Source organism: Streptomyces sp. CA-210063 (assembly GCF_024612015.1).
In the GTDB taxonomy this organism is placed as follows: Bacteria; Actinomycetota; Actinomycetes; order Streptomycetales; family Streptomycetaceae; genus Streptomyces.
Window position 1 is genome coordinate 8,767,417 of record NZ_CP102512.1, and the last position, 22,087, is coordinate 8,789,503.

The window sequence follows — 22,087 nt, forward strand, 5'->3', positions numbered from 1 at the left end:
GGGCGCGGGGCTGTGTCGACATGTGGCTCCGCCGCGTGGGCGCGAACAACCCCCACGGGCTCGCAGACTGCGCACACCCCCTCGTCGCACCCCCGTCCCCCGTTCGGCGCGCCCCCGCTCGGCCCCACTCGACCGGCGACTGACCTGCGCAGCTCATACGCTCAAGCCATGTCAGAGGTGTACGCGGCCCGCCGCGAACGGCTGAGGAAGTGCTGCAACACGAGCGGCAGCGCCGCCGCACTCGTGACCCGCCCCGCCAACGTCCGGTATCTCGCGGGCGCGGCACCCCACGGTGCCGCCCTGCTGCTCGGGAGGACCGAGGATGTCCTCGTCTGTGGCGCGCCCCCGAGCGGCCAAGCCGGCGAGGGCCGCCCCGACGAAGCCGTACGCGTCCAGGTGCTGCCGAGGCCCGGCGGCGACCCGGTGGTCGCGGCCGCCGACCTGGCCACGGCGCTGGGCGCCGAGTCCCTCGCCGTGGAGGAACACCACCTCACCGTGGCCCGGCACCGCGCGATCCGCTCGGTCGCGCCCCGGCTGCGCCTCGCCGACCTCGGCGGCGCCGTCGAGCAGCTGAGAGTGATCAAGGACGAGGAGGAGATCTCCTGTCTGCGGATCGGCGCGGAGATCGCCGACCAGGCGCTGGGCGAACTGCTCGAATCGATCCTCGTCGGCCGCACCGAGCGCCATCTCGCCCTGGAACTGGAGCGCCGCCTCGTCGACCACGGCGCCGACGGCCCGGCCTTCACCACCTCCGTCGGCACCGGCCCGAACTCCGGCCGCCGCGGCCACCTCCCCACCGACCGCCGGGTCGAGGAGGGCGACTTTCTCTCCGTCTGCCTCGGCGCGACCTACCGCGGCTACCGCTGTGAGATCGGCCGTACGTTCGTCATCGGCACCTCGCCCGCCGACTGGCAGATCGCGCTGTACGACCTGGTCTTCGCAGCCCAGAGGGCCGGAAGGGAGATGCTGGTGCCCGGTGCGGCCTACCGCGCCGTGGACCGCGCGGCCCGCCAGGTACTGGACTCCGCGGGGTACGGTGACGGCCTTCCGGTGCTGATGGGGCACGGGGTCGGACTCGAAATCGACGAGGACCCGCAGTTGGCCCCCGCGGCCATGGGTAAACTGGACGCTTGCGTGCCGGTCACCGTCGAACCGGGGGTCCACCTCCCCGGCCGGGGCGGCGTCCGGATCGATGACACGCTCGTCGTACGCCCAGAGGCGGACGGCGGACCCGAGCTACTCACCATCACGACCAAGGAGCTGCTCGCCCTCTAGGCAGGTGCGTGCCCCGGGGTCGTCCACGTCAGTCCAGGAGATTCCGCAACCGTGGCTTCCACGAACGACCTCAAGAACGGCCTGGTGCTCAAGCTCGAAGGCGGCCAGCTCTGGTCCGTCGTCGAGTTCCAGCACGTCAAGCCCGGCAAGGGCCCGGCCTTCGTGCGCACCAAGCTCAAGAACGTGCTCTCCGGCAAGGTCGTCGACAAGACGTTCAACGCCGGCGTCAAGGTCGAGACGGCCACTGTCGACAAGCGCGACATGCAGTTCTCCTACATGGACGGCGAGTACTTCGTCTTCATGGACATGGAGACCTACGACCAGCTCATGGTCGACCGCAAGGCCGTCGGCGACGCCGCCAACTTCCTGATCGAGGGCTTCACGGCCACCGTCGCGCAGCACGAGGGCGAGGTGCTCTTCGTCGAGCTGCCGGCCGCCGTCGAGCTCGTGATCCAGGAGACCGAGCCGGGTGTCCAGGGCGACCGGTCCACCGGTGGCACCAAGCCCGCCACCCTGGAGACCGGCCACCAGATCCAGGTGCCGCTCTTCATCACCACCGGCGAGAAGATCAAGGTCGACACCCGTACGAGCGACTACCTCGGCCGGGTGAACAGCTAACCGTGGCTGCTCGTAACACGGCCCGCAAGCGTGCCTTCCAGATCCTCTTCGAGGGCGACCAGCGCGGGGTCGACGTCCTGACCGTGCTTGCCGACTGGATCCGGCACTCGCGGTCCGACACCCGGCAGCCGCCGGTCAGTGAGTACACCATGCTGCTGGTCGAGGGCTACGCGGAGCACATCAAGCGGATCGACGAGCTGATCGCGCAGTACTCGGTGGGCTGGACCCTCGACCGGATGCCGGTCGTGGACCGCAACATCCTGCGCCTCGGGGCGTACGAGCTGATCTGGGTCGACGAGACTCCGGACGCGGTGGTGCTGGACGAGATGGTTCAGCTGGCGAAGGAGTTCTCCACGGACGACTCGCCGTCGTTCGTGAATGGGCTGCTGGGGCGGTTGAAGGACCTCAAGCCCTCGCTTCGCAGGGAAGCGGAGTAGAAGCAGAGGCAAAGACGAAAACCGCCGGGGTGGCCCGAACCGATTGGTTCAGGTCACCCCGGCGGCACGTTTCTGCTGAGCCACGGCGGAGCTGTCAGCCCTCCTCGTGGGAGACCGCGCGGCGGGCGTCGGCGTCGAGGACGCCCCAGCTGATCAGCTGCTCGGTGAGGACCGAGGGGGACTGGTCGTAGATGACGGCGAGTGTGCGCAGGTCGTCCTGGCGGATCGAGAGCACCTTGCCGTTGTAGTCACCGCGCTGGGACTGGATCGTCGCCGCGTAGCGCTGCAGCGGGCCCGCCTTCTCGGCCGGCACATGGGCCAGGCGCTCAAGGTCGAGGACGAGCTTCGGCGGCGGCTCGGCGGCGCCACCAGGGGTCGTACCGGGAAGCAGCTCCTGCACCGGAACCCCGTAGAAGTCCGCCAGCTCCGCGAGGCGCTGCACGGTGACGGCGCGGTCGCCGCGCTCGTACGAACCGACCACGACCGCCTTCCAGCGTCCCTGGGACTTCTCCTCGACACCGTGGAGGGAAAGGCCCTGCTGGGTGCGGATGGCCCGGAGCTTGGCCCCGAGCTGTTTGGCGTATTCGCTGGACATATAGCTCCCCGGACGAAGGCTGGTGACTCACTGTGAGGTTACGCAGCGTGACTCTGCCTCGTCAAGCCGAATGGTCCGGACCGACTCTTCCGTGGTAACCGTGATCGGTTGAGCCAAGGGGGTGATCAGGGAGGTTGTCGGGGCCTGCTAACGTGGATGGCGCAAATCCGACGTCCTTTAAGGTCCGTCCCGTGAGGCGGAGAAGGAGGTCCGTTTCGTATGGACGCTCAAGAAATTCCGCAACAGGATCCGCAGCCGTCCGATGCCAGGCCCGTGCTCGAAGGCCCTGACATCGCACGCGTGCTGACCCGCATCGCCCACGAGATCGTCGAACGCGCCAAGGGCGCCGACGACGTGGTGCTCCTCGGCATTCCGACCCGGGGTGTCTTCCTCGCCCAGCGGCTCGCCGCCAAGCTGGCGGAGATCACCGACCGCAAGATCCCGGTCGGCTCGCTCGACATCACCATGTACCGCGACGACCTGCGCATGCACCCGCCGCGTGCGCTGGCCCGCACGGAGATCCCCGGTGACGGCATCGACGGCCGCCTGGTCGTCCTCGTCGACGACGTGCTCTTCTCCGGCCGCACGATCCGCGCCGCCCTCGACGCGCTGAACGACATCGGCCGCCCACGCGCCGTCCAGCTCGCGGTCCTCGTCGACCGCGGCCACCGCGAACTGCCCATCCGCGCCGACTACGTCGGCAAGAACCTCCCCACGTCGCTGCGGGAGACGGTCAAGGTCCAGCTCGCCGAGGAGGACGGTCGGGACACCGTGCTGCTCGGTGCGAAGCGAACCGCCCGGGGCGCGCAGCACTAGCGATCGCACGGCGTACGGCGGTGCCGTACGCCCCGGGATCGCGCCTCCGCGCGCCCGCCTGCCCGGCTGTGCCCGGCCGGTCGGGACCTCGCCTCCCCACACTGAACTGCCTTACGGAGCCTGAAAGATGCAGCGTCATCTCATCTCGGCCGCCGACCTCACCCGCGACGACGCCGTCCTGATCCTCGACACCGCCGAGGAGATGGCCCGGGTCGCCGACCGGCCGATCAAGAAACTGCCGACCCTGCGCGGTCGTACCGTCGTCAACCTCTTCTTCGAGGACTCCACCCGCACCCGGATCTCCTTCGAGGCCGCCGAGAAGCGCCTCTCCGCGGACGTCATCAACTTCTCCGCCAAGGGGTCGTCGGTGTCGAAGGGCGAGTCCCTCAAGGACACCGCCCAGACCTTGGAGGCCATGGGCGTGGACGCCGTCGTCATCCGGCACGGTGCCTCGGGGGCCCCGTACCGCCTGGCGACCTCCGGCTGGATCGACGCCGCCGTGATCAACGCCGGTGACGGCACCCACCAGCACCCCACCCAGGCCCTGCTCGACGCCTTCACCATGCGCCGCCGTCTCGTCGGCCGGGACGCCGGGCTCGGCCAGGACCTGTCCGGCAAGCGCATCACGATCGTCGGTGACGTCCTGCACAGCCGCGTCGCCCGCTCCAACGTCGACCTGCTGCACACCCTCGGCGCCGAGGTCACCCTCGTGGCCCCGCCCACCCTGGTGCCGGTCGGCGTCCACTCCTGGCCCTGCGAGATCTCGTACGACCTCGACAGCACGCTCGCCAAGTCCGACGCGGTGATGATGCTGCGCGTGCAGAGGGAGCGGATGAACGCCGCGTTCTTCCCGACCGAGCGCGAGTACTCGCGGCGCTACGGCCTCGACGGCGACCGCATGGCGCGGATGCCCGAGCACGCCATCGTGATGCACCCCGGCCCGATGGTCCGCGGCATGGAGATCACGGCGGAGGTCGCCGACTCCGACCGCTGCACCGTCGTCGAGCAGGTCGCCAACGGAGTCTCCATCCGGATGGCCGTGCTGTATCTGCTCCTGGGCGGCAACGAGCCCGCCGTCACCCACACCCGCACCACCGAGGAGAAGTAAGAACGATGAGCAAGATCCTTATCCGTGGTGCGAAGGTGCTGGGCAGCGAGCCGCAGGACGTCCTGATCGACGGCGAGATCATCGCCGAGATCGGTGTGGGGCTCTCCGACGAGGGCGCCGTGGTCGTCGAGGCCGGTGGCAAGGTGCTCCTGCCGGGGCTCGTCGATCTGCACACCCATCTGCGGGAGCCCGGGCGTGAGGACTCCGAGACCGTGCTGACCGGCACGCGCGCGGCGGCCTCCGGTGGCTACACGGCCGTCTTCGCCATGGCCAACACCTTCCCCGTCGCCGACACCGCCGGTGTGGTCGAGCAGGTCTACCGGCTCGGCCGGGAGCACGGGTACTGCGACGTCCAGCCCATCGGGGCCGTCACCGTCGGCCTGGAGGGCAAGAAGCTCGCCGAGCTGGGCGCGATGCACGAGTCGGCCGCCGGGGTCACCGTCTTCTCGGACGACGGCAAGTGCGTCGACGACGCGGTGATGATGAGGCGCGCGCTGGAGTACGTGAAGGCCTTCGGCGGGGTCGTCGCCCAGCACGCGCAGGAGCCGCGGCTGACCGAGGGCGCCCAGATGAACGAGGGCGTCGTCTCCGCCGAGCTGGGCCTCGGCGGCTGGCCGGCGGTGGCCGAGGAATCGATCATCGCCCGGGACGTCCTGCTCGCCGAGCACGTGGGCTCCCGCGTCCACATCTGCCACCTGTCGACCGCGGGCTCGGTGGAGATCGTGCGCTGGGCCAAGTCCCGCGGCATCGACGTCACCGCCGAGGTCACCCCGCACCACCTCCTCCTCACGGACGAGCTGGTACGGACGTACGACCCGGTCTACAAGGTCAACCCGCCGCTGCGCACCGAGCGCGACGTGCTGGCCCTGCGCGAGGCGCTCGCCGACGGCACGATCGACATCGTCGCCACCGACCACGCCCCGCACCCGCACGAGGACAAGGACTGCGAGTGGGGCGCGGCCGCCATGGGCATGGTCGGCCTGGAGACCGCGTTGTCGGTGGTCCAGGAGACGATGGTCGCCACCGGCCTGCTCGACTGGGCGGGTGTCGCGGACCGCATGTCCTTCACGCCGGCCAGGATCGGGCAGGCGGCTGGTCATGGACGTCCCGTCTCGGCAGGTGAGCCCGCCAACCTCACGCTCGTCGACACGGCCTACCGTGGGTCGGTGGATCCCGCGGGCTTCGCCTCGCGCAGCCGCAACACCCCCTATGAGGGCCGTGAGCTGCCGGGCCGTGTCACGCACACGTGGCTGCGGGGCAAGGCCACGCTCGTCGACGGGAAGCTCACGTGACACCTGTAATTCTGCTGGCCGCCGAGAAGGAATCGGCCGAGGTCACCGACTGGGCCGCGCGGATCGGCTGGGTCGTCGGACTCGCCCTCTTCGTCGCCCTCGTCTACTGGCTGATGCGCGAGGGCTGGAAATGGCGCGGCACGCTCCAGAGCGACCTGCCCGCCCTCTTCACCGCGCCGGACGAGCCCGGTGAGGCCAAACTGGGCATGAGCGGCCGCTACCACGGCTCCACCACCGCCGGGCAGTGGCTCGACCGCATCGTGGCGCACGGCCTGGGCACCCGCAGCCGGGTCGAGCTGACGCTGACGGACGCGGGCCTGGACGTCGTACGCCCGGGAGCGACGGACTTCTTCGTCCCGGCCCGGGCCCTGCGCGAGGCCCGGCTCGACAAGGGCATCGCCGGCAAGGTCCTCACCGAGGGCGGGCTGCTGGTCGTCACCTGGGAGCACGGCGGCAAGCTGCTCGACTCCGGATTCCGCTCCGACCGCGCGGCCGAGCACAACGAGTGGGTCGACACCCTGAACCAGTTGATCAACAAGACGGAAACGGAAGGCGCACGATGACGACCTCCACCCGGGGAGCCACCAGGGTTCCCGCCGTACTCGTCCTGGAGGACGGCCGGATCTTCCGCGGCCGTGCCTACGGGGCCGTGGGGGTGACCTTCGGCGAGGCCGTGTTCTCCACCGGGATGACCGGCTACCAGGAGACCCTCACCGACCCGTCGTACCACCGCCAGGTCGTCGTCATGACCGCCCCGCACATCGGCAACACGGGCGTCAACGACGAGGACCCCGAGTCCAAGAAGATCTGGGTCTCCGGATACGTCGTACGCGACCCCGCGCGCGTGCCCTCCAACTGGCGCTCCCGGCGCTCGCTCGACGAGGAGCTGGACCAGCAGGGTGTCGTCGGCATCAGCGGCATCGACACCCGGGCCCTCACCCGCCATCTGCGCGAGCGCGGTGCCATGCGCGTCGGCATCTTCTCCGGCAACGCGCTGCCCGACGAGGGCACCATGCTCACCGAGGTCCGCCAGGCCCCCGAGATGAAGGGCGCGAACCTCTCCGCCGAGGTCGCCACCAAGGAGACGTACGTCGTCCCGGCGATCGGCACGAAGAAGTTCACCGTCGCCGCCGTCGACCTCGGCATCAAGGGCATGACCCCGCACCGCATGGCCGAACGCGGCATCGAGGTGCACGTACTGCCCGCCACGGCGACGGCCGAGGACGTGTTCGCCGTCAACCCCGACGGCGTGTTCTTCTCCAACGGCCCGGGCGACCCGGCCACCGCCGACCACCCCGTCGCCGTCATGCAGGCGGTGCTGGAGCGCGGCACGCCGCTCTTCGGTATCTGCTTCGGCAACCAGATCCTCGGGCGCGCGCTCGGCTTCGGCACCTACAAGCTGAAGTACGGCCACCGCGGCATCAACCAGCCGGTGCAGGACCGTACGACCGGCAAGGTCGAGGTCACCGCGCACAACCACGGCTTCGCCGTCGACGCCCCGCTCGACCAGGTCTCCGAGACCCCCTACGGCCGCGCCGAGGTCTCCCACGTGTGCCTCAACGACAACGTGGTGGAGGGGCTGCAGCTCCTCGACCGGCCGGCCTTCAGTGTCCAGTACCACCCCGAAGCGGCAGCGGGCCCGCACGACGCCGCCTACCTGTTCGACCGCTTCGTATCCCTGATGGAGGGCCAGCGTGCCTAAGCGCACCGATATCCAGTCCGTCCTGGTCATCGGCTCCGGCCCGATCGTCATCGGCCAGGCCGCCGAGTTCGACTACTCCGGCACCCAGGCGTGCCGCATCCTGCGCGCCGAGGGCCTCAGGGTCATCCTGGTCAACTCCAACCCGGCGACGATCATGACCGACCCGGAGATCGCCGACGCCACGTACGTCGAGCCGATCACCCCGGAGTTCGTCGAGAAGATCATCGCCAAGGAGCGCCCGGACGCGCTGCTGCCCACCCTGGGCGGCCAGACGGCGCTCAACACCGCGATCTCCATGCACGAGCAGGGTGTGCTGGAGAAGTACGGTGTCGAGCTGATCGGCGCCAACGTCGAGGCGATCAACAAGGGCGAGGACCGCGACCTCTTCAAGGGTGTCGTCGAGGCGGTCCGCGAGAAGATCGGGCACGGCGAGTCCGCCCGGTCCTACATCTGCCACTCGATGGACGACGTGCTGAAGGGCGTCGAGCAGCTCGGCGGCTACCCGGTCGTGGTCCGCCCCTCCTTCACCATGGGCGGCGCCGGCTCAGGCTTCGCCCACGACGAGGAGGAGCTGCGCCGGATCGCCGGCCAGGGCCTCACGCTCTCCCCTACCACCGAGGTGCTCCTGGAGGAGTCCATCCTCGGCTGGAAGGAGTACGAGCTGGAGCTGATGCGCGACAAGAACGACAACGTCGTGGTCGTCTGCTCCATCGAGAACTTCGACCCGATGGGCGTGCACACCGGCGACTCGATCACCGTCGCGCCCGCGATGACGCTGACCGACCGTGAGTACCAGCGCCTGCGCGACATCGGCATCGCGATCATCCGCGAGGTCGGCGTCGACACCGGCGGCTGCAACATCCAGTTCGCGGTGAACCCCGTCGACGGCCGCATCATCGTCATCGAGATGAACCCGCGGGTGTCGCGCTCCTCGGCCCTCGCGTCGAAGGCCACCGGCTTCCCGATCGCCAAGATCGCCGCCAAGCTGGCCGTCGGCTACACCCTCGACGAGATCCCGAACGACATCACGGAGAAGACCCCGGCCTCCTTCGAGCCGACCCTCGACTACGTGGTCGTGAAGGCCCCGCGCTTCGCCTTCGAGAAGTTCCCGAGCGCCGACTCCACGCTGACCACGACCATGAAGTCGGTCGGCGAGGCCATGGCGATCGGCCGCAACTTCACCGAGGCCTTCCAGAAGGCGCTGCGCTCGCTGGAGAAGAAGGGCTCGCAGTTCACCTTCGTCGGCGAGACGGGCGACAAGAAGGAGCTCCTGGAGGCTTCGGTCCGCCCGACCGACGGCCGGATCAACACGGTCATGGAGGCGATCCGCGCCGGTGCCACGCAGGAGGAGATCTTCGAGTACACGAAGATCGACCCCTGGTTCGTGGACCAGCTGTTCCTGATCAAGGAGATCGCGGACGAACTCGCCGCCGCCGAGCGGCTGGTCCCCGAGCTGCTCGCCGAGGCCAAGCGGCACGGCTTCTCCGACCAGCAGATCGGTGAGATCCGCGGGCTGCGCGAGGACGTCGTGCGCGAGGTCCGCCATGCGCTGGGCGTGCGCCCGGTGTACAAGACGGTCGACACGTGCGCCGCGGAGTTCGCGGCGAAGACGCCGTACTTCTACTCCTCGTACGACGAGGAGACGGAGGTCGCGCCGCGGGAGAAGCCGGCCGTCATCATCCTGGGCTCCGGCCCGAACCGCATCGGCCAGGGCATCGAGTTCGACTACTCCTGCGTCCACGCCTCCTTCGCGCTCAGCGACGCGGGCTACGAGACCGTGATGGTCAACTGCAACCCGGAGACCGTCTCCACGGACTACGACACCTCCGACCGCCTGTACTTCGAGCCGCTGACGCTGGAGGACGTGCTGGAGATCGTCCACGCGGAGGCGCAGGCCGGCCCGATCGCGGGCGTCATCGTGCAGCTCGGCGGCCAGACCCCGCTGGGCCTGGCGCAGGCGCTCAAGGACAACGGCGTGCCGGTCGTGGGCACCTCCCCGGAGGCCATCCACGCCGCCGAGGACCGCGGCGCCTTCGGCCAGGTCCTCGCCGAAGCCGGCCTCCCGGCCCCGAAGCACGGCACGGCGACCACCTTCGCCGGCGCCAAGGCCATCGCCGACGAGATCGGCTACCCCGTCCTCGTACGGCCGTCGTACGTGCTCGGCGGCCGCGGCATGGAGATCGTGTACGACGAGACCCGGCTGGAGTCGTACATCGCCGAGTCGACCGAGATCAGCCCCTCCCGGCCGGTCCTCGTCGACCGGTTCCTCGACGACGCGATCGAGATCGACGTCGACGCGCTGTACGACGGCGAGGAGCTCTACCTCGGCGGCGTCATGGAGCACATCGAGGAGGCCGGCATCCACTCCGGCGACTCGGCGTGCGCCCTGCCCCCGATCACCCTCGGCGGCTTCGACATCAAGCGCCTGCGGGCCTCCACGGAGGCCATCGCCAAGGGCGTCGGCGTGCGCGGCCTGATCAACATCCAGTTCGCGATGGCCGGCGACATCCTCTACGTCCTCGAAGCCAACCCGCGCGCCTCCCGCACCGTCCCCTTCACCTCGAAGGCGACCGCGGTGCCGCTGGCCAAGGCCGCCGCCCGGATCTCGCTCGGCGCGACCATCGCCGAGCTGCGGGCGGAGGGACTGCTTCCGGCCAACGGTGACGGCGGTGAGCTGCCGCTCGACGCACCGATCTCCGTCAAGGAGGCCGTCATGCCGTGGTCGCGCTTCCGCGACATCCACGGACGCGGCGTCGACACGGTCCTCGGCCCGGAGATGCGCTCCACCGGCGAGGTCATGGGCATCGACTCGGTCTTCGGCACGGCGTACGCCAAGTCGCAGGCCGCCGCGTACGGGCCGCTGCCCACCAAGGGCCGCGCGTTCATCTCCGTCGCCAACCGCGACAAGCGCTCGATGATCTTCCCCGCGCGTGAACTCGTCGCCCACGGCTTCGAACTGCTCGCCACGTCCGGCACGGCCGAGGTCCTGCGGCGCAACGGCATCAACGCCACCGTCGTACGCAAGCAGTCCGAGGGCACCGGCCCGAACGGCGAGAAGACCATCGTCCAGCTCATCCACGACGGCGAGGTCGACCTCATCGTCAACACCCCGTACGGCACCGGCGGCCGCCTCGACGGCTACGACATCCGCACGGCGGCCGTGGCCCGGTCCGTGCCGTGCCTGACGACGGTCCAGGCGCTCGCCGCGGCCGTCCAGGGCATCGACGCGCTCAACCACGGCGACGTGGGTGTGCGCTCACTCCAGGAACACGCCGAACACCTGACCGCGGCCCGCGACTAGCAGCCCTGAGGGGGACACCGGAAACGGTGTCCCCCTCTTCATGAGATCCATGAGACCTCTTCGTGAGGTGCCTTCGAGGACAGGAACATGTACAAGCTCTTCTTCCGTCTGGTCTTCAAACGGATGGACCCCGAGGAGGCCCACTACCTGGCCTTCCGCTGGATCCGCCTCGCCGCCCGCATCCCCGTGCTGCGCACCTTCGTCGCGGCCGTGCTGGCGCCCCGCTACGAGGAACTGCGCACCGAGGCGTTCGGGCTGCGCATGCACGGCCCCTTCGGCCTGGCCGCCGGCTTCGACAAGAACGCCGTCGCCATCGACGGTATGTCGATGCTGGGCTTCGACCACGTCGAGATCGGCACGGTGACGGGCGAGGCGCAGCCCGGGAACCCCAAGAAGCGGCTGTTCCGCCTGGTCGCCGACCGCGCGCTGATCAACCGTATGGGCTTCAACAACGAGGGCTCGCTCGCCGTCGCCGCGCGGCTGGCCTCCCGTACGCCCGTCTTCAGGACCGTCGTGGGTGTCAACATCGGCAAGACCAAGGTCGTCCCGGAGGGCGAGGCCGCCGGGGACTACGTGAAGTCCACCGAGCGCCTTGCCCCGTACGCCGACTACCTGGTCGTGAACGTCTCCTCGCCCAACACGCCCGGCCTGCGCAACCTCCAGGCCACGGAGGCGCTGCGTCCCCTGCTGACCGCCGTCCGCGAGGCCGCCGACCGCACCGTGCGCACGCGCCGGGTGCCGCTGCTGGTGAAGATCGCGCCGGACCTCGCCGACGAGGACGTCGACGCCGTCGCCGACCTCGCCGTGGAGCTGGGCCTGGACGGGATCATCGCCACGAACACCACCATCGCGCGCGAGGGACTCGGTTTGACATCCGAACCCTCCCTGGTGAAGGAGGCGGGCGGCCTCTCCGGCGCGCCCGTCAAGGCCCGCTCCCTCGCGGTCCTGCGACGCCTCTACGCGCGCGTGGGCGACCGGATCACCCTCGTGGGCGTCGGCGGCATCGAGAACGCCGAGGACGCCTGGCAGCGCATCCTGGCCGGCGCCACGCTGGTCCAGGGCTACAGCGCCTTCGTCTACGAGGGCCCCTTCTGGGCGCGCGCCATCCACAAGGGACTCGCCGCACGCCTCCGTACGAGCCCGTACGCCACCCTCGCCGACGCGGTCGGCGCCGACGTGAGGAAGACGGTATGACGGAGCCCTTCGGTGCGCGGCTGCGCCGTGCCATGGACGAACGCGGGCCGCTGTGCGTCGGTATCGACCCGCATGCCTCCCTGCTCGCCGACTGGGGCCTGAGCGACGACATCGCGGGCCTGGAGCACTTCAGCCGCACGGTCGTCGAGGCGCTGGCGGACCGCGTGGCCGTCTTCAAGCCGCAGAGCGCGTTCTTCGAGCGCTTCGGCTCGCGCGGCATCGCGGTACTGGAGAAGTCCGTCCAGGAGGCTCGGGCGGCCGGCGCGCTGGTCGTCATGGACGCCAAGCGCGGCGACATCGGCTCCACCATGGCCGCGTACGCCGAGACCTTCCTGCACAACGACGCGCCTCTCTTCTCGGACGCGCTGACCGTGTCGCCGTACCTGGGCTACGGCTCGCTGAAGCCCGCCGTGGACCTCGCGCGCGAGAGCGGGGCCGGTCTGTTCGTGCTGGCGCTGACCTCCAACCCGGAGGGCGGCGAGGTGCAGCACGCCGTGCGCGGCGACGGGCGGAACGTCGGAGCGACGATGCTGGCGCACCTGGCGGCCGAGAACGCGGGGGAGGAGCCCATGGGTTCCTTCGGGGCCGTCGTCGGGGCCACGCTGGGCGACCTCTCGTCGTACGACCTGAACATCAACGGACCTCTCCTCGCGCCCGGGATCGGCGCGCAGGGGGCCACTCCGGCCGATCTCCCGGCGGTCTTCGGGGCGGCCGTGCGCCATGTGGTCCCGAACGTCAGCCGGGGTGTTCTGCGTCACGGTCCCGATATCGTCGCTCTGCGTGACGCCTCGGACCGTTTCGCGGACGAGATCCGGGCCGCGGTGGCCGTCGGCTGAGACCTCCGATGACTGCCGCGATGGCGCTTACCGGACGGCTTGAGTCTGAATACATTCTCAAATCCGGGGCAATATGCGGCATATGTCCGACTCCATGGAGGCTGACCAGGACTTTTCCTCTGTTCTCGCTGACTCTGGCGGAGTTGGCCGCTAGTCTCCGACGAGTGGGGGCACCTCCCACGCCCCTCAAGGCAGTGGGGGAGAACGGGCAAGCGTGTTGCTCGTAGCTCCTCAGGTGTGGGGCGACTAGGTTCCTCACCGGTCCGTATCCGACAGTTCGACATCCGAGGTGACGTAGGCGTGGCTCTTCCGCCCCTTACCCCTGAACAGCGCGCAGCCGCGCTCGAAAAGGCCGCCGCGGCTCGCCGGGAGCGGGCCGAGGTCAAGAATCGACTCAAGCACTCCGGCGCCTCCCTGCACGAGGTCATCAAGCAGGGCCAGGAGAACGACGTCATCGGCAAGATGAAGGTCTCCGCGCTGCTCGAGTCCCTGCCTGGCGTGGGCAAGGTCCGCGCCAAGCAGATCATGGAGCGACTCGGTATCTCCGAGAGCCGTCGTGTACGCGGCCTCGGTTCCAACCAGATCGCTTCCCTGGAGCGTGAGTTCGGCAGCACCGGTTCCTGAACCGGGGCACTGACGGGAAGGGAGTCCCGGGCACTCCGGGATTGCTGGAATAATCGCTGCATGGCTGCAACATTCCGGGGGACGACCCCCGAGCCCCCGGACGTACGTCCGCGGCTGACCGTGCTCTCCGGCCCCTCAGGGGTCGGTAAGAGCACGGTCGTCGCCCATATGCGCAAGGCACACCCCGAGGTCTGGCTCTCGGTGTCGGCGACGACCCGGAAGCCGCGCCCTGGTGAGCAGCACGGAGTCCACTACTTCTTCGTCACCGACGAGGAGATGGACAAGCTGATCGCCAACGGCGAGCTGCTGGAGTGGGCCGAGTTCGCCGGTAACCGCTACGGCACTCCCCGGGCCGCCGTGCTCGAGCGCCTGGAGCGGGGCGAGCCCGTCCTGCTGGAGATCGACCTCCAGGGCGCACGGCAGGTCCGCGAGACCATGCCCGAGGCCCAACTGGTGTTTCTGGCTCCTCCCTCCTGGGAGGAGCTGGTGCGCAGGCTCACCGGGCGGGGCACCGAGCCGCCGGAGGTGATCGAGCGCCGCCTGGAGGCGGCCAAGATCGAGCTGGCGGCCGAGCCGGAGTTCGACGTGACCCTGGTCAACACCTCCGTCGAGGACGTGGCCCGCGAGCTGCTAGCCTTGATGGATGTTGTGTGATCACGGGTTCTGTCCGATTTCTGTGATCACGACCGATCTTTTCCCATCCATCGGAAGGTAGAGCGTGTCCTCTTCCATCTCCGCGCCCGAGGGCATCATCAACCCGCCGATCGACGAGCTCCTCGAGGCAACCGACTCGAAGTACAGCCTCGTGATCTACGCGGCCAAGCGTGCCCGCCAGATCAACGCGTACTACTCGCAGCTCGGCGAGGGCCTCCTCGAGTACGTCGGTCCCCTCGTCGACACCCACGTCCACGAGAAGCCGCTCTCGATCGCCCTGCGCGAGATCAACGCGGGTCTGCTGACGTCCGAGGCCATCGAGGGCCCCGCGTAAGCGTCGGTACTATTTTCAGCTTGCGGTTGGTTTTTCCACAGGCCCGGCAGCGCGACTGCCGGGCCTGTGGTGTGTGATGGACGCGTACGCCGACGAGCCGCGGTGTACGTCTGTCAGGTTCGGGTTCGAGTGCGGGGAGGCCCGGTGGGCAAGCCGAAGGTCGTTCTGGGGGTCAGCGGTGGAATCGCCGCCTACAAGGCGTGCGAGCTGCTGCGCCGGCTGACCGAGTCCGGCCATGACGTACGGGTCGTACCGACCGACTCCGCGCTGCACTTCGTGGGTGCCGCCACCTGGTCCGCGCTGTCCGGCCATCCGGTCTCCACCGAGGTGTGGGACAGTGTCCACGAGGTCCCGCACGTCCGCATCGGCCAGGAGGCCGACCTGGTGATCGTGGCCCCGGCGACCGCCGACATGCTGGCGAAGGCCGCCCACGGCCTCGCCGACGACCTCCTCACGAACACCCTCCTCACCGCCCGCTGCCCGGTCGTCTTCGCCCCCGCCATGCACACCGAGATGTGGGAGCACCCGGCCACCCAGGAGAACGTGGCCACGCTCCGCCGCCGCGGCGCCCTCGTCATCGACCCCGCCGTGGGCCGGCTGACCGGCGTCGACACCGGCAAGGGCCGGCTGCCGGACCCCGGCGAGATCTTCGAGATCTGCCGCCGGGTCCTGGCCCGGGGCGTCACCGAGCCGGACCTCACCGGCCGGCACGTCGTCGTGACCGCCGGCGGCACCCGAGAGCCCCTCGACCCGGTCCGCTTCCTCGGCAACCGCTCCTCCGGCAAACAGGGCTATGCCCTGGCGCGTACGGCCGCCGCGCGGGGCGCCCGGGTCACGCTGATCGAGGCGAACACCGGGCTGCCGGACCCCGCGGGAGTGGACCTCGTACGGGTCGGCACGGCGGTCCAGCTGCGCGAGGCAGTGCTCAAGGCGGCACCGGACGCGGACGCCGTGGTGATGGCGGCCGCGGTGGCTGACTTCCGCCCCGGCACATACGCCGCCGGAAAGATCAAGAAGAAGGACGGCCAGGAGCCCGATCCCATCGTCCTGGTGCGTAATCCGGACATCCTCGCGGAGATCTCGGCGGACCGTTCGCGCCCGGGCCAGGTGGTCGTCGGCTTCGCCGCCGAGACCGACGACGTCCTCGCCAACGGCCGCGCCAAACTGGCACGCAAGAGGTGCGATCTGCTGGTGGTGAACGAGGTGGGGGAGCGTAAGACCTTCGGCTCGGAGGAGAACGAGGCCGTTGTGCTGGGAGCCGACGGGAGTGAAACCCCGGTGCCTTACGGCCCGAAGGAAGCCCTGGCCGAAACGGTGTGGGACCTGGTTGCCAGCCGCCTGGACTGACTGGTCCATTCGCGCCACGGTCCCCTCGAACCTCGCACATTGAGGCGTGGCGACCCTGGCGGACACCGACGGCCATTGGGCAGAATGCACGTGCCGCAGGTCACAGAGCTCCCGAGAGGCGAGACAGGTGGGCCGGTGGCCGAGCCCGACCGATAAACTGTTCTCGGACGACGCCGGGCGCAGCCCCCGAGCACGTCCGTCCATGATCAGCCAGCAGCCGCTGCAACCCCAGGGAGCGTTGTGTCCCGTCGTCTGTTCACCTCGGAGTCTGTGACCGAGGGTCACCCCGACAAGATCGCTGACCAGATCAGCGATGCCATTCTCGATGCGCTCCTGCGCGAGGACCCCAAGTCCCGTGTCGCCGTGGAGACGCTCATCACGACCGGCCTGGTGCACGTGGCCGGTGAGGTCACGACCAAGGCGTACGCGCCGATCGCCCAGCTGGTCCGCGACACCATCCTGGACATCGGCTACGACTCGTCGAAGAAGGGCTTCGACGGCGCCTCCTGCGGTGTGTCGGTGTCGATCGGCGCGCAGTCCCCGGACATCGCGCAGGGTGTCGACACGGCTTACGAGAACCGGGTCGAGGGCGACGACGACGAGCTGGACAAGCAGGGCGCGGGCGACCAGGGCCTGATGTTCGGTTACGCGTCGGACGAGACGCCGACGCTGATGCCGCTCCCGATCTTCCTGGCCCACCGCCTGTCGAAGCGCCTGTCCGACGTCCGTAAGAACGGCACCATCCCCTACCTGCGTCCCGACGGAAAGACCCAGGTCACCATCGAGTACGACGGTGACAAGGCGGTCCGCCTGGACACGGTCGTCGTCTCCTCCCAGCACGCCAGCGACATCGACCTGGAGTCCCTCCTCGCCCCCGACATCCGCGAGTTCGTGGTGGAGCCGGAGCTGAAGGCACTCCTGGACGACGGCATCAAGCTGGACACCGAGGGCTACCGCCTCCTGGTCAACCCGACCGGCCGCTTCGAGATCGGCGGCCCGATGGGCGACGCCGGCCTCACCGGCCGCAAGATCATCATCGACACCTACGGCGGCATGGCCCGCCACGGCGGCGGCGCCTTCTCCGGCAAGGACCCGTCCAAGGTCGACCGTTCGGCGGCGTACGCGATGCGCTGGGTCGCCAAGAACGTCGTCGCGGCGGGCCTCGCCTCCCGCTGCGAGGTCCAGGTCGCCTACGCCATCGGCAAGGCCGAGCCCGTCGGCCTCTTCGTCGAGACCTTCGGCACCGCCAAGGTCGACACCGACCGGATCGAGAAGGCCATCGACGAGGTCTTCGACCTCCGCCCGGCCGCCATCATCCGCGACCTCGACCTCCTCCGCCCGATCTACGGCCAGACCGCCGCGTACGGCCACTTCGGCCGCGAACTCCCCGAGTTCACCTGGGAGCGCACGGACCGCGTCGAGGCCCTGCGCGAGGCGGCGGGTCTGTAAGGCCTGCGACTCTTCCGTTCTCCGGCGAGGCCCGGTGTCCCTTGGGGGCGCCGGGCCTCGCCGCGTTCATCGCCTCCCCGGCACATCGGATGGCCGACCGTGGGCGGCGTCGGATGTCAGTGGGGTTTGGTAAGAATGCGAGTGTGAGCAGCGAGGATGGGAAGAGGGGCGGCGGCGCGGCGGGGGACGCGGGGCCGGAGCAGCTCGCGCTTGTTCGGGAGGCGGTGCGGAAGGCCAAGGTGCCGCGGGCGAAGCCGCGGACCTGGCGGGGGGCGGCGCTGGCGAAGGCGTTGCCGGTCGCTCGGGTGCTGGTCGACAAGGGTGTGCTGCATCTTGACCGGTACTTCGACTATGCCGTGCCGGAGGAATTGGATGCCGTCGCCCAGCCCGGGGTTCGGGTTCGGGTGCGGTTCGGGGCCGGGGGGCGCAACGTCAGGGAGGGGCGGCGGGAGGGGGGCGCGCTGATCGACGGGTTTCTCGTCGAGCGGGTCGCCGAAACGGACTACTCAGGGCCCTTGGCCGCGCTCGCGCAGGTCGTTTCGCCGGAGCCCGTGCTGGGGCCCGAGTTGCTGGGGCTGGCGCGGGCCGTGGCGGATCGGTATGCGGGGAGCCTCGCGGATGTGCTGCAGTTGGCCGTTCCGCCTCGGCATGCGCGGGCGGAGGCCGTGGAGATGGGGGGGCCGCCTCCTCCTCCGCCCGAGCCCGAGCCCGGGTCCTGGCGGCGGTATGGGCGGGGCGAGGACTTTCTGCGGGCCTTGGCCGGTGGGGGTGCGCCTCGGGCCGTGTGGACCGCGTTGCCGGGGCCGGACTGGGCCGAGGAGATCGGCCGGGCCGTGCAGGCGACGCTGGCGTCGGGGCGGGGTGCGCTCGTCGTGGTACCGGCCGGGCGGCCCGCCGCTCGGGTCGACGAGGCGCTCAGGGGGCTCCTGGGGGAGGGGCGGCATGCGCTGCTGACCGCCGACGCGGGGCAGGAGCGGCGGTACCGGGAGTGGCTGGCCGTGCGGCGGGGGGCCGTGCGGGCTGTCGTCGGGACTAGGGCGGCCATGTTCGCGCCGGTGCGCGATCTTGGGTTGGTCGTCATCTGGGACGACGGCGACGCCGGCCACAGTGATGACAACGCTCCCTTTCCGCATGTGCGGGAGGTGTTGGAGCTACGGGCCTCTCGTGACAAGTGCGCCTTTCTGCTGGGGAGTTGGGGTTGTACGGTCGAGGCCGCCCAGCTCGTCGAGAGTGGGTGGGCCGCGCCGATCGTCGCCGGGAGAGAACAGGTACGGGCTGCCGCGCCCTTGGTGCGGACCGTGGGGGACGGGGAGTTGGCGCGGGACGAGGCGGCTCGGGCGGCACGGTTGCCGAGTCTCGCCTGGCAGGTCGCGAGGGACGGGCTGCGGGACGGCCCCGTGCTCGTGCAGGTGCCTCGGCGGGGGTATGTGCCGCGGATGGCCTGTGCGCGGTGCCGGGAGCCCGCGCGGTGCCGGCGCTGTGCGGGGCCGCTGGAGGCGCGGGACGAGGCCGGAGCCCTGGCCTGCGGGTGGTGCGGGCGCGAGGAGGGCGGCTGGCACTGCCCCGAGTGCGGTGGCTACCGGCTGCGGGCGCAGGTCGTGGGGGCGCGGCGGACCGCCGAGGAACTGGGGCGGGCCTTTCCCGCCGTGCCCGTGCGGACCTCCGGGCGGGAGCAGGTGCTGGACACCGTGCCGGGGACACCCGCGCTGGTCGTGAGTACGCCGGGAGCCGAACCGGTCGCCGAGGGCGGGTACGCCGCCGCACTGCTGCTCGACGGGTGGGCCATGCTCGGACGGCCCGATCTGCGGGCCGGGGAGGACGCGCTGCGGCGGTGGATCGGTGCCGCAGCGCTCGTACGGAACCAGGGGGCCGGCGGGACGGTCGTCGTCGTCGCCGAGCCGACCCTGCGGCCCGTACAGGCGCTCGTGCGGTGGGATCCGGTGGGGCACGCCGTGCGGGAACTCGCCGAGCGGGCCGAGCTGGGGTTTCCGCCGGTCTCTCGGATGGCCGCCGTGTCCGGGACCGCCGAGGCCCTGGTCGAATTTCTGGGGGCGGTCGAACTGCCGCCGGATGCTGAGGTGTTGGGGCCCGTGCCCATGCCTGCGCCGGGGCCCGGCCCTGGGCCTGTCGCCGAGGCGGGGAAGGGCCGGCGGGTGGGGGCGCCGCCCGTGGGGGAGCAGTGGGAGCGGGCGTTGATTCGGGTGCCGCCGGGGAGTGGGGCGGCACTGGCCGGTGCGTTGAAGAGTGCGCAGGCGGCGCGGATGGCTCGTGGGGGGAATGAAGGGGCCCGGGTGCGGATTCGGGTGGATCCGTTGGACATCGGGTGAGCCGTTGACGAGGGGCCGTCGTAGGGGGCGGGGGGCCTTCGAGGGGGTTTGCCCGCCGTGGCGGAGGAGTTCGGTGGGTTGATGGGCGACTACCTCCCGGTCGGACACCGGGAGGCAGTCGGGGGGTCGGTCAGCCGTTGCGCGGGCCGGGGAAGGCCGTGGGTCTCACCTCGTCGCGGAGGGTGGGGCTGCCGGCTGTCGGCTGGGTCGGCATGTGCGCGGGCATCTGGGCCGGCACCGAGCGGGCCGCGGGGACCGTGGGGATGCCGGAGCCGACGTTGACAGCGCGGTTGCTGCCCTGGGGGTCTCCCGTGCGCTCCGCCTCCGCCGCGGCCTGGGCGGCGGCGCGGCGGGCGCCGTAACGGCGGTGTACGGCCTGTTTGGTGACCCCGAGGGCCGAGCCCACCGCGTCCCACGAGAAACCGAGTGAGCGGTCGAAGTCCACGGCGGCCGTGACCAGGGTCTCGACGCTGTCCCGCAGCTCCTGGGCGAGGCGGACGGTCGGGGCGGGGGCGCGTCCGTAGACGACGAAGCCCGTGGAGGGGCCGGAGCGGCGCGGGCGGTAGACGTTGCCCAACTGGGCGGTGAGGGTGCGCAGTGCGTCCACCTGCCGGCGGACCCGCTCGATGTCCCGCACCAGCAAGTGCAGGCTGGCCCGAGCCTGGGCGTCGTGGGTTGCGTGGTCGGCCATGAACAAGCCTCTCGAACCGGCGTTGAAAAAGGGGAGGTGCCGCGATTGCGGCCCGTATCGGTCAACTCTTTCTTGACCAACGCGAATTCGCTCCGCTGGTCACGGTGTGGGGGCGTGGCGGCATATGCGCGGGGCGCGCGGGTGGGGGTGCGCCCCCGCTGCCGCTGGGGTTTGACGGGGTCTCCCACCCGCGCACCGCCCGTGCGAGTCGGCTGACACGTTCGGGCCTCCCGTGGGGGTGCTTCGCCGCCGGCGGCTGCGGGCTGTCGTTCGTCCGGCGGTCGTAGCTGTGGGGCTTGTTCGTCCGGCGGTCGTTGCTGTGGGGTTTGTTCGTCCGGCGGTCGTTGCTGTGGGGTTTGTTCGTCCGGCGGTCGTGGTTTGTGGGGCTGTTCGTCCGGCGGTCGTGGGACGGGGTGTGGAACATAGACTGGTGTGTTGTCCCGCGCTGTGGCGTGCGGGTGTATGAACTTTCGTTCGAGAGGCCGTCAGTCATCCATGAAGCTTGTCTTCGCTGGTACCCCAGAGGTCGCTGTTCCCGCGTTGGACGCGTTGATCGCGTCGGGGAGGCATGAGGTGGCCGCTGTCGTCACGCGGCCGGACGCGCCGGCGGGGCGGGGGCGGCGGCTGGTCGCGAGCCCGGTTGCGCAGCGGGCGGCGGAAGCGGGCATCGAGGTGCTGAAGCCGAACCGGCCCCGGGACGAGGAGTTTCTCGCGCGGCTCCGGGAGATCGCCCCCGACTGCTGTCCGGTCGTGGCGTACGGGGCCCTGTTGCCGCGGGTCGCCCTTGATGTGCCGGCCCAGGGGTGGGTCAACCTGCACTTCTCCCTCCTGCCCGCATGGCGGGGTGCCGCGCCCGTGCAGCACTCGATCATGGCGGGGGACGAGATCACCGGGGCCTCCACGTTCCTCATCGAGGAGGGGCTCGACTCCGGGCCCGTGTACGGGACGGTCACCGAGGAGATCCGGCCGACGGATACGAGCGGTGATCTGCTGACCAGGCTCGCCTTCGCGGGGGCCGGGCTGCTCGCCGCCACGATGGACGGCATCGAGGACGGAACGCTGAAGGCCGTGCCGCAGCCCGTAGAGGGGATCACCCTCGCGCCGAAGATCACCGTGGAGGACGCGCAGATCGACTGGGCCGCGCCCGCGCTGCGCGTCGACCGGGTGGTGCGTGGGTGCACGCCGGCGCCGGGTGCGTGGACGACGTTCCGTGGTGAGCGGTTGAAGCTCATCCAGGTCGTGCCGGTGCCCGAGCGCACGGATCTCGCCCCGGGCGCGCTCGACGTCGGCAAGAACAACGTGTACGTCGGGACCGGGTCGTACGCCGTGGAACTGCTCTGGGTGCAGGCGCAGGGCAAGAAGCCGATGCGGGCCGCCGACTGGGCGCGCGGGGTGCGGATCGGCTCCGGGGAGTCCGTCGGCGACTGAGGCCCGGCGGTTGGTCGAATCGGCCCAGCAGGCACGGTTGTCGCCAACAGGTCGCCGAC

At 70.4% G+C, this 22,087-nt stretch carries 20 protein-coding genes; 18 read left to right on the forward strand and 2 right to left on the reverse strand.

All coding sequences use genetic code 11. The annotated features are described in order from the left end of the window. Positions 1 to 168: 168 nt before the first annotated feature. Genes JIX56_RS38365 through nusB form a run of 3 tightly spaced genes read left to right on the forward strand, consistent with a single transcriptional unit; the run spans position 169 to position 2,330 of the window. The gene (locus tag JIX56_RS38365) at positions 169 to 1,275 is read left to right on the forward strand and encodes an aminopeptidase P family protein (RefSeq protein ID WP_257547611.1); all 1,107 of its coding nucleotides are present in this window, start codon (positions 169 to 171) and stop codon (positions 1,273 to 1,275) included. 51 nt (positions 1,276 to 1,326) lie between these two features. Further along, positions 1,327 to 1,893: an elongation factor P gene (efp, locus tag JIX56_RS38370; RefSeq protein WP_033532566.1), complete on the forward strand. Its 567-nt coding sequence runs from the start codon at positions 1,327 to 1,329 to the stop codon at positions 1,891 to 1,893. A 2-nt stretch (positions 1,894 to 1,895) separates the two neighbouring features. Then, the gene (gene nusB, locus JIX56_RS38375) at positions 1,896 to 2,330 is read left to right on the forward strand and encodes a transcription antitermination factor NusB (protein WP_257547613.1); all 435 of its coding nucleotides are present in this window, start codon (positions 1,896 to 1,898) and stop codon (positions 2,328 to 2,330) included. 94 nt (positions 2,331 to 2,424) lie between these two features. On the opposite strand, the gene bldD is transcribed toward nusB, so the two are convergent. Continuing rightward, positions 2,425 to 2,925 (reverse strand): transcriptional regulator BldD, encoded by a 501-nt coding sequence (bldD, locus tag JIX56_RS38380; RefSeq protein ID WP_006379429.1) that lies wholly within the window; start codon positions 2,923 to 2,925, stop codon positions 2,425 to 2,427. 219 nt (positions 2,926 to 3,144) lie between these two features. On the opposite strand from bldD, the gene pyrR reads away from it, so the two are divergent. From pyrR to JIX56_RS38450, 14 genes are all read left to right on the forward strand, one after another. Next, positions 3,145 to 3,741: a bifunctional pyr operon transcriptional regulator/uracil phosphoribosyltransferase PyrR gene (pyrR, locus tag JIX56_RS38385; RefSeq protein ID WP_257547614.1), complete on the forward strand. Its 597-nt coding sequence runs from the start codon at positions 3,145 to 3,147 to the stop codon at positions 3,739 to 3,741. Between the two features lie 127 nt (positions 3,742 to 3,868). Continuing rightward, positions 3,869 to 4,849 carry an aspartate carbamoyltransferase catalytic subunit gene (locus tag JIX56_RS38390; protein WP_257547616.1) on the forward strand — a complete coding sequence of 327 codons (981 nt, stop codon included), beginning with the start codon at positions 3,869 to 3,871 and terminating at the stop codon, positions 4,847 to 4,849. Between the two features lie 5 nt (positions 4,850 to 4,854). Next, positions 4,855 to 6,141, forward strand: a complete 1,287-nt coding sequence (locus tag JIX56_RS38395) for a dihydroorotase (protein ID WP_257547618.1) — start codon at positions 4,855 to 4,857, stop codon at positions 6,139 to 6,141. Further along, positions 6,138 to 6,704, forward strand: a complete 567-nt coding sequence (locus JIX56_RS38400) for a PH-like domain-containing protein (RefSeq protein ID WP_257547620.1) — start codon at positions 6,138 to 6,140, stop codon at positions 6,702 to 6,704. The genes JIX56_RS38395 and JIX56_RS38400 overlap by 4 nt, the downstream gene beginning before the upstream one ends. Then, positions 6,701 to 7,843 (forward strand): glutamine-hydrolyzing carbamoyl-phosphate synthase small subunit, encoded by a 1,143-nt coding sequence (carA, locus tag JIX56_RS38405; RefSeq protein WP_257547621.1) that lies wholly within the window; start codon positions 6,701 to 6,703, stop codon positions 7,841 to 7,843. The genes JIX56_RS38400 and carA overlap by 4 nt, the downstream gene beginning before the upstream one ends. Further along, positions 7,836 to 11,144: a carbamoyl-phosphate synthase large subunit gene (carB, locus tag JIX56_RS38410; RefSeq protein WP_257547622.1), complete on the forward strand. Its 3,309-nt coding sequence runs from the start codon at positions 7,836 to 7,838 to the stop codon at positions 11,142 to 11,144. Before carA ends, carB begins: the two co-directional genes overlap by 8 nt. Positions 11,145 to 11,231: 87 nt before the next feature. Continuing rightward, a complete protein-coding gene (locus tag JIX56_RS38415) occupies positions 11,232 to 12,338 on the forward strand; it encodes a quinone-dependent dihydroorotate dehydrogenase (RefSeq protein ID WP_257547623.1) in 1,107 nt (368 codons plus the stop codon). Next, entirely contained in the window at positions 12,335 to 13,174 is an 840-nt protein-coding gene (gene pyrF, locus JIX56_RS38420) for an orotidine-5'-phosphate decarboxylase (RefSeq protein ID WP_257547624.1), read from the forward strand. Before JIX56_RS38415 ends, pyrF begins: the two co-directional genes overlap by 4 nt. 300 nt (positions 13,175 to 13,474) lie before the next feature. Then, positions 13,475 to 13,798, forward strand: a complete 324-nt coding sequence (locus tag JIX56_RS38425; RefSeq protein WP_003977346.1) for an integration host factor — start codon at positions 13,475 to 13,477, stop codon at positions 13,796 to 13,798. A gap of 60 nt (positions 13,799 to 13,858) precedes the next feature. Continuing rightward, on the forward strand, positions 13,859 to 14,452 hold the full coding sequence (gene gmk / locus JIX56_RS38430) for a guanylate kinase (protein ID WP_257547625.1): 594 nt from the start codon (positions 13,859 to 13,861) through the stop codon (positions 14,450 to 14,452). 64 nt (positions 14,453 to 14,516) lie between these two features. Next, positions 14,517 to 14,786 (forward strand): DNA-directed RNA polymerase subunit omega, encoded by a 270-nt coding sequence (gene rpoZ / locus JIX56_RS38435; protein ID WP_257547626.1) that lies wholly within the window; start codon positions 14,517 to 14,519, stop codon positions 14,784 to 14,786. Positions 14,787 to 14,930: 144 nt separating this feature from the next. Further along, positions 14,931 to 16,133 (forward strand): bifunctional phosphopantothenoylcysteine decarboxylase/phosphopantothenate--cysteine ligase CoaBC, encoded by a 1,203-nt coding sequence (coaBC, locus tag JIX56_RS38440; protein ID WP_257547628.1) that lies wholly within the window; start codon positions 14,931 to 14,933, stop codon positions 16,131 to 16,133. Between the two features lie 240 nt (positions 16,134 to 16,373). Next, a complete protein-coding gene (gene metK, locus JIX56_RS38445) occupies positions 16,374 to 17,582 on the forward strand; it encodes a methionine adenosyltransferase (protein ID WP_257547630.1) in 1,209 nt (402 codons plus the stop codon). Positions 17,583 to 17,725: 143 nt separating this feature from the next. Further along, positions 17,726 to 19,909: a primosomal protein N' gene (locus tag JIX56_RS38450; protein ID WP_257547632.1), complete on the forward strand. Its 2,184-nt coding sequence runs from the start codon at positions 17,726 to 17,728 to the stop codon at positions 19,907 to 19,909. Positions 19,910 to 20,039: 130 nt separating this feature from the next. On the opposite strand, the gene JIX56_RS38455 is transcribed toward JIX56_RS38450, so the two are convergent. After that, the gene (locus tag JIX56_RS38455; protein ID WP_257547634.1) at positions 20,040 to 20,600 is read right to left on the reverse strand and encodes a hypothetical protein; all 561 of its coding nucleotides are present in this window, start codon (positions 20,598 to 20,600) and stop codon (positions 20,040 to 20,042) included. A 495-nt stretch (positions 20,601 to 21,095) separates the two neighbouring features. Between JIX56_RS38455 and fmt the strand changes: the two genes are divergently transcribed. Further along, on the forward strand, positions 21,096 to 22,028 hold the full coding sequence (fmt, locus tag JIX56_RS38460; RefSeq protein ID WP_257547636.1) for a methionyl-tRNA formyltransferase: 933 nt from the start codon (positions 21,096 to 21,098) through the stop codon (positions 22,026 to 22,028). The last annotated feature ends 59 nt before the right edge of the window (positions 22,029 to 22,087 follow it).

Bases quoted from the DNA above. Each gene is read 5' to 3' on its own strand.
- JIX56_RS38365 (WP_257547611.1), top strand. From the start codon at position 169: ATGTCAGAGGTGTACGCGGCCCGCCGCGAACGGCTGAGGAAGTGCTGC.
- bldD (WP_006379429.1), bottom strand. From the start codon at position 2,925: ATGTCCAGCGAATACGCCAAACAGCTCGGGGCCAAGCTCCGGGCCATC.
- pyrR (WP_257547614.1), top strand. From the start codon at position 3,145: ATGGACGCTCAAGAAATTCCGCAACAGGATCCGCAGCCGTCCGATGCC.
- JIX56_RS38390 (WP_257547616.1), top strand. From the start codon at position 3,869: ATGCAGCGTCATCTCATCTCGGCCGCCGACCTCACCCGCGACGACGCC.
- JIX56_RS38395 (WP_257547618.1), top strand. From the start codon at position 4,855: ATGAGCAAGATCCTTATCCGTGGTGCGAAGGTGCTGGGCAGCGAGCCG.
- carA (WP_257547621.1), top strand. From the start codon at position 6,701: ATGACGACCTCCACCCGGGGAGCCACCAGGGTTCCCGCCGTACTCGTC.
- JIX56_RS38415 (WP_257547623.1), top strand. From the start codon at position 11,232: ATGTACAAGCTCTTCTTCCGTCTGGTCTTCAAACGGATGGACCCCGAG.
- pyrF (WP_257547624.1), top strand. From the start codon at position 12,335: ATGACGGAGCCCTTCGGTGCGCGGCTGCGCCGTGCCATGGACGAACGC.
- gmk (WP_257547625.1), top strand. From the start codon at position 13,859: ATGGCTGCAACATTCCGGGGGACGACCCCCGAGCCCCCGGACGTACGT.
- JIX56_RS38455 (WP_257547634.1), bottom strand. From the start codon at position 20,600: ATGGCCGACCACGCAACCCACGACGCCCAGGCTCGGGCCAGCCTGCAC.
- fmt (WP_257547636.1), top strand. From the start codon at position 21,096: ATGAAGCTTGTCTTCGCTGGTACCCCAGAGGTCGCTGTTCCCGCGTTG.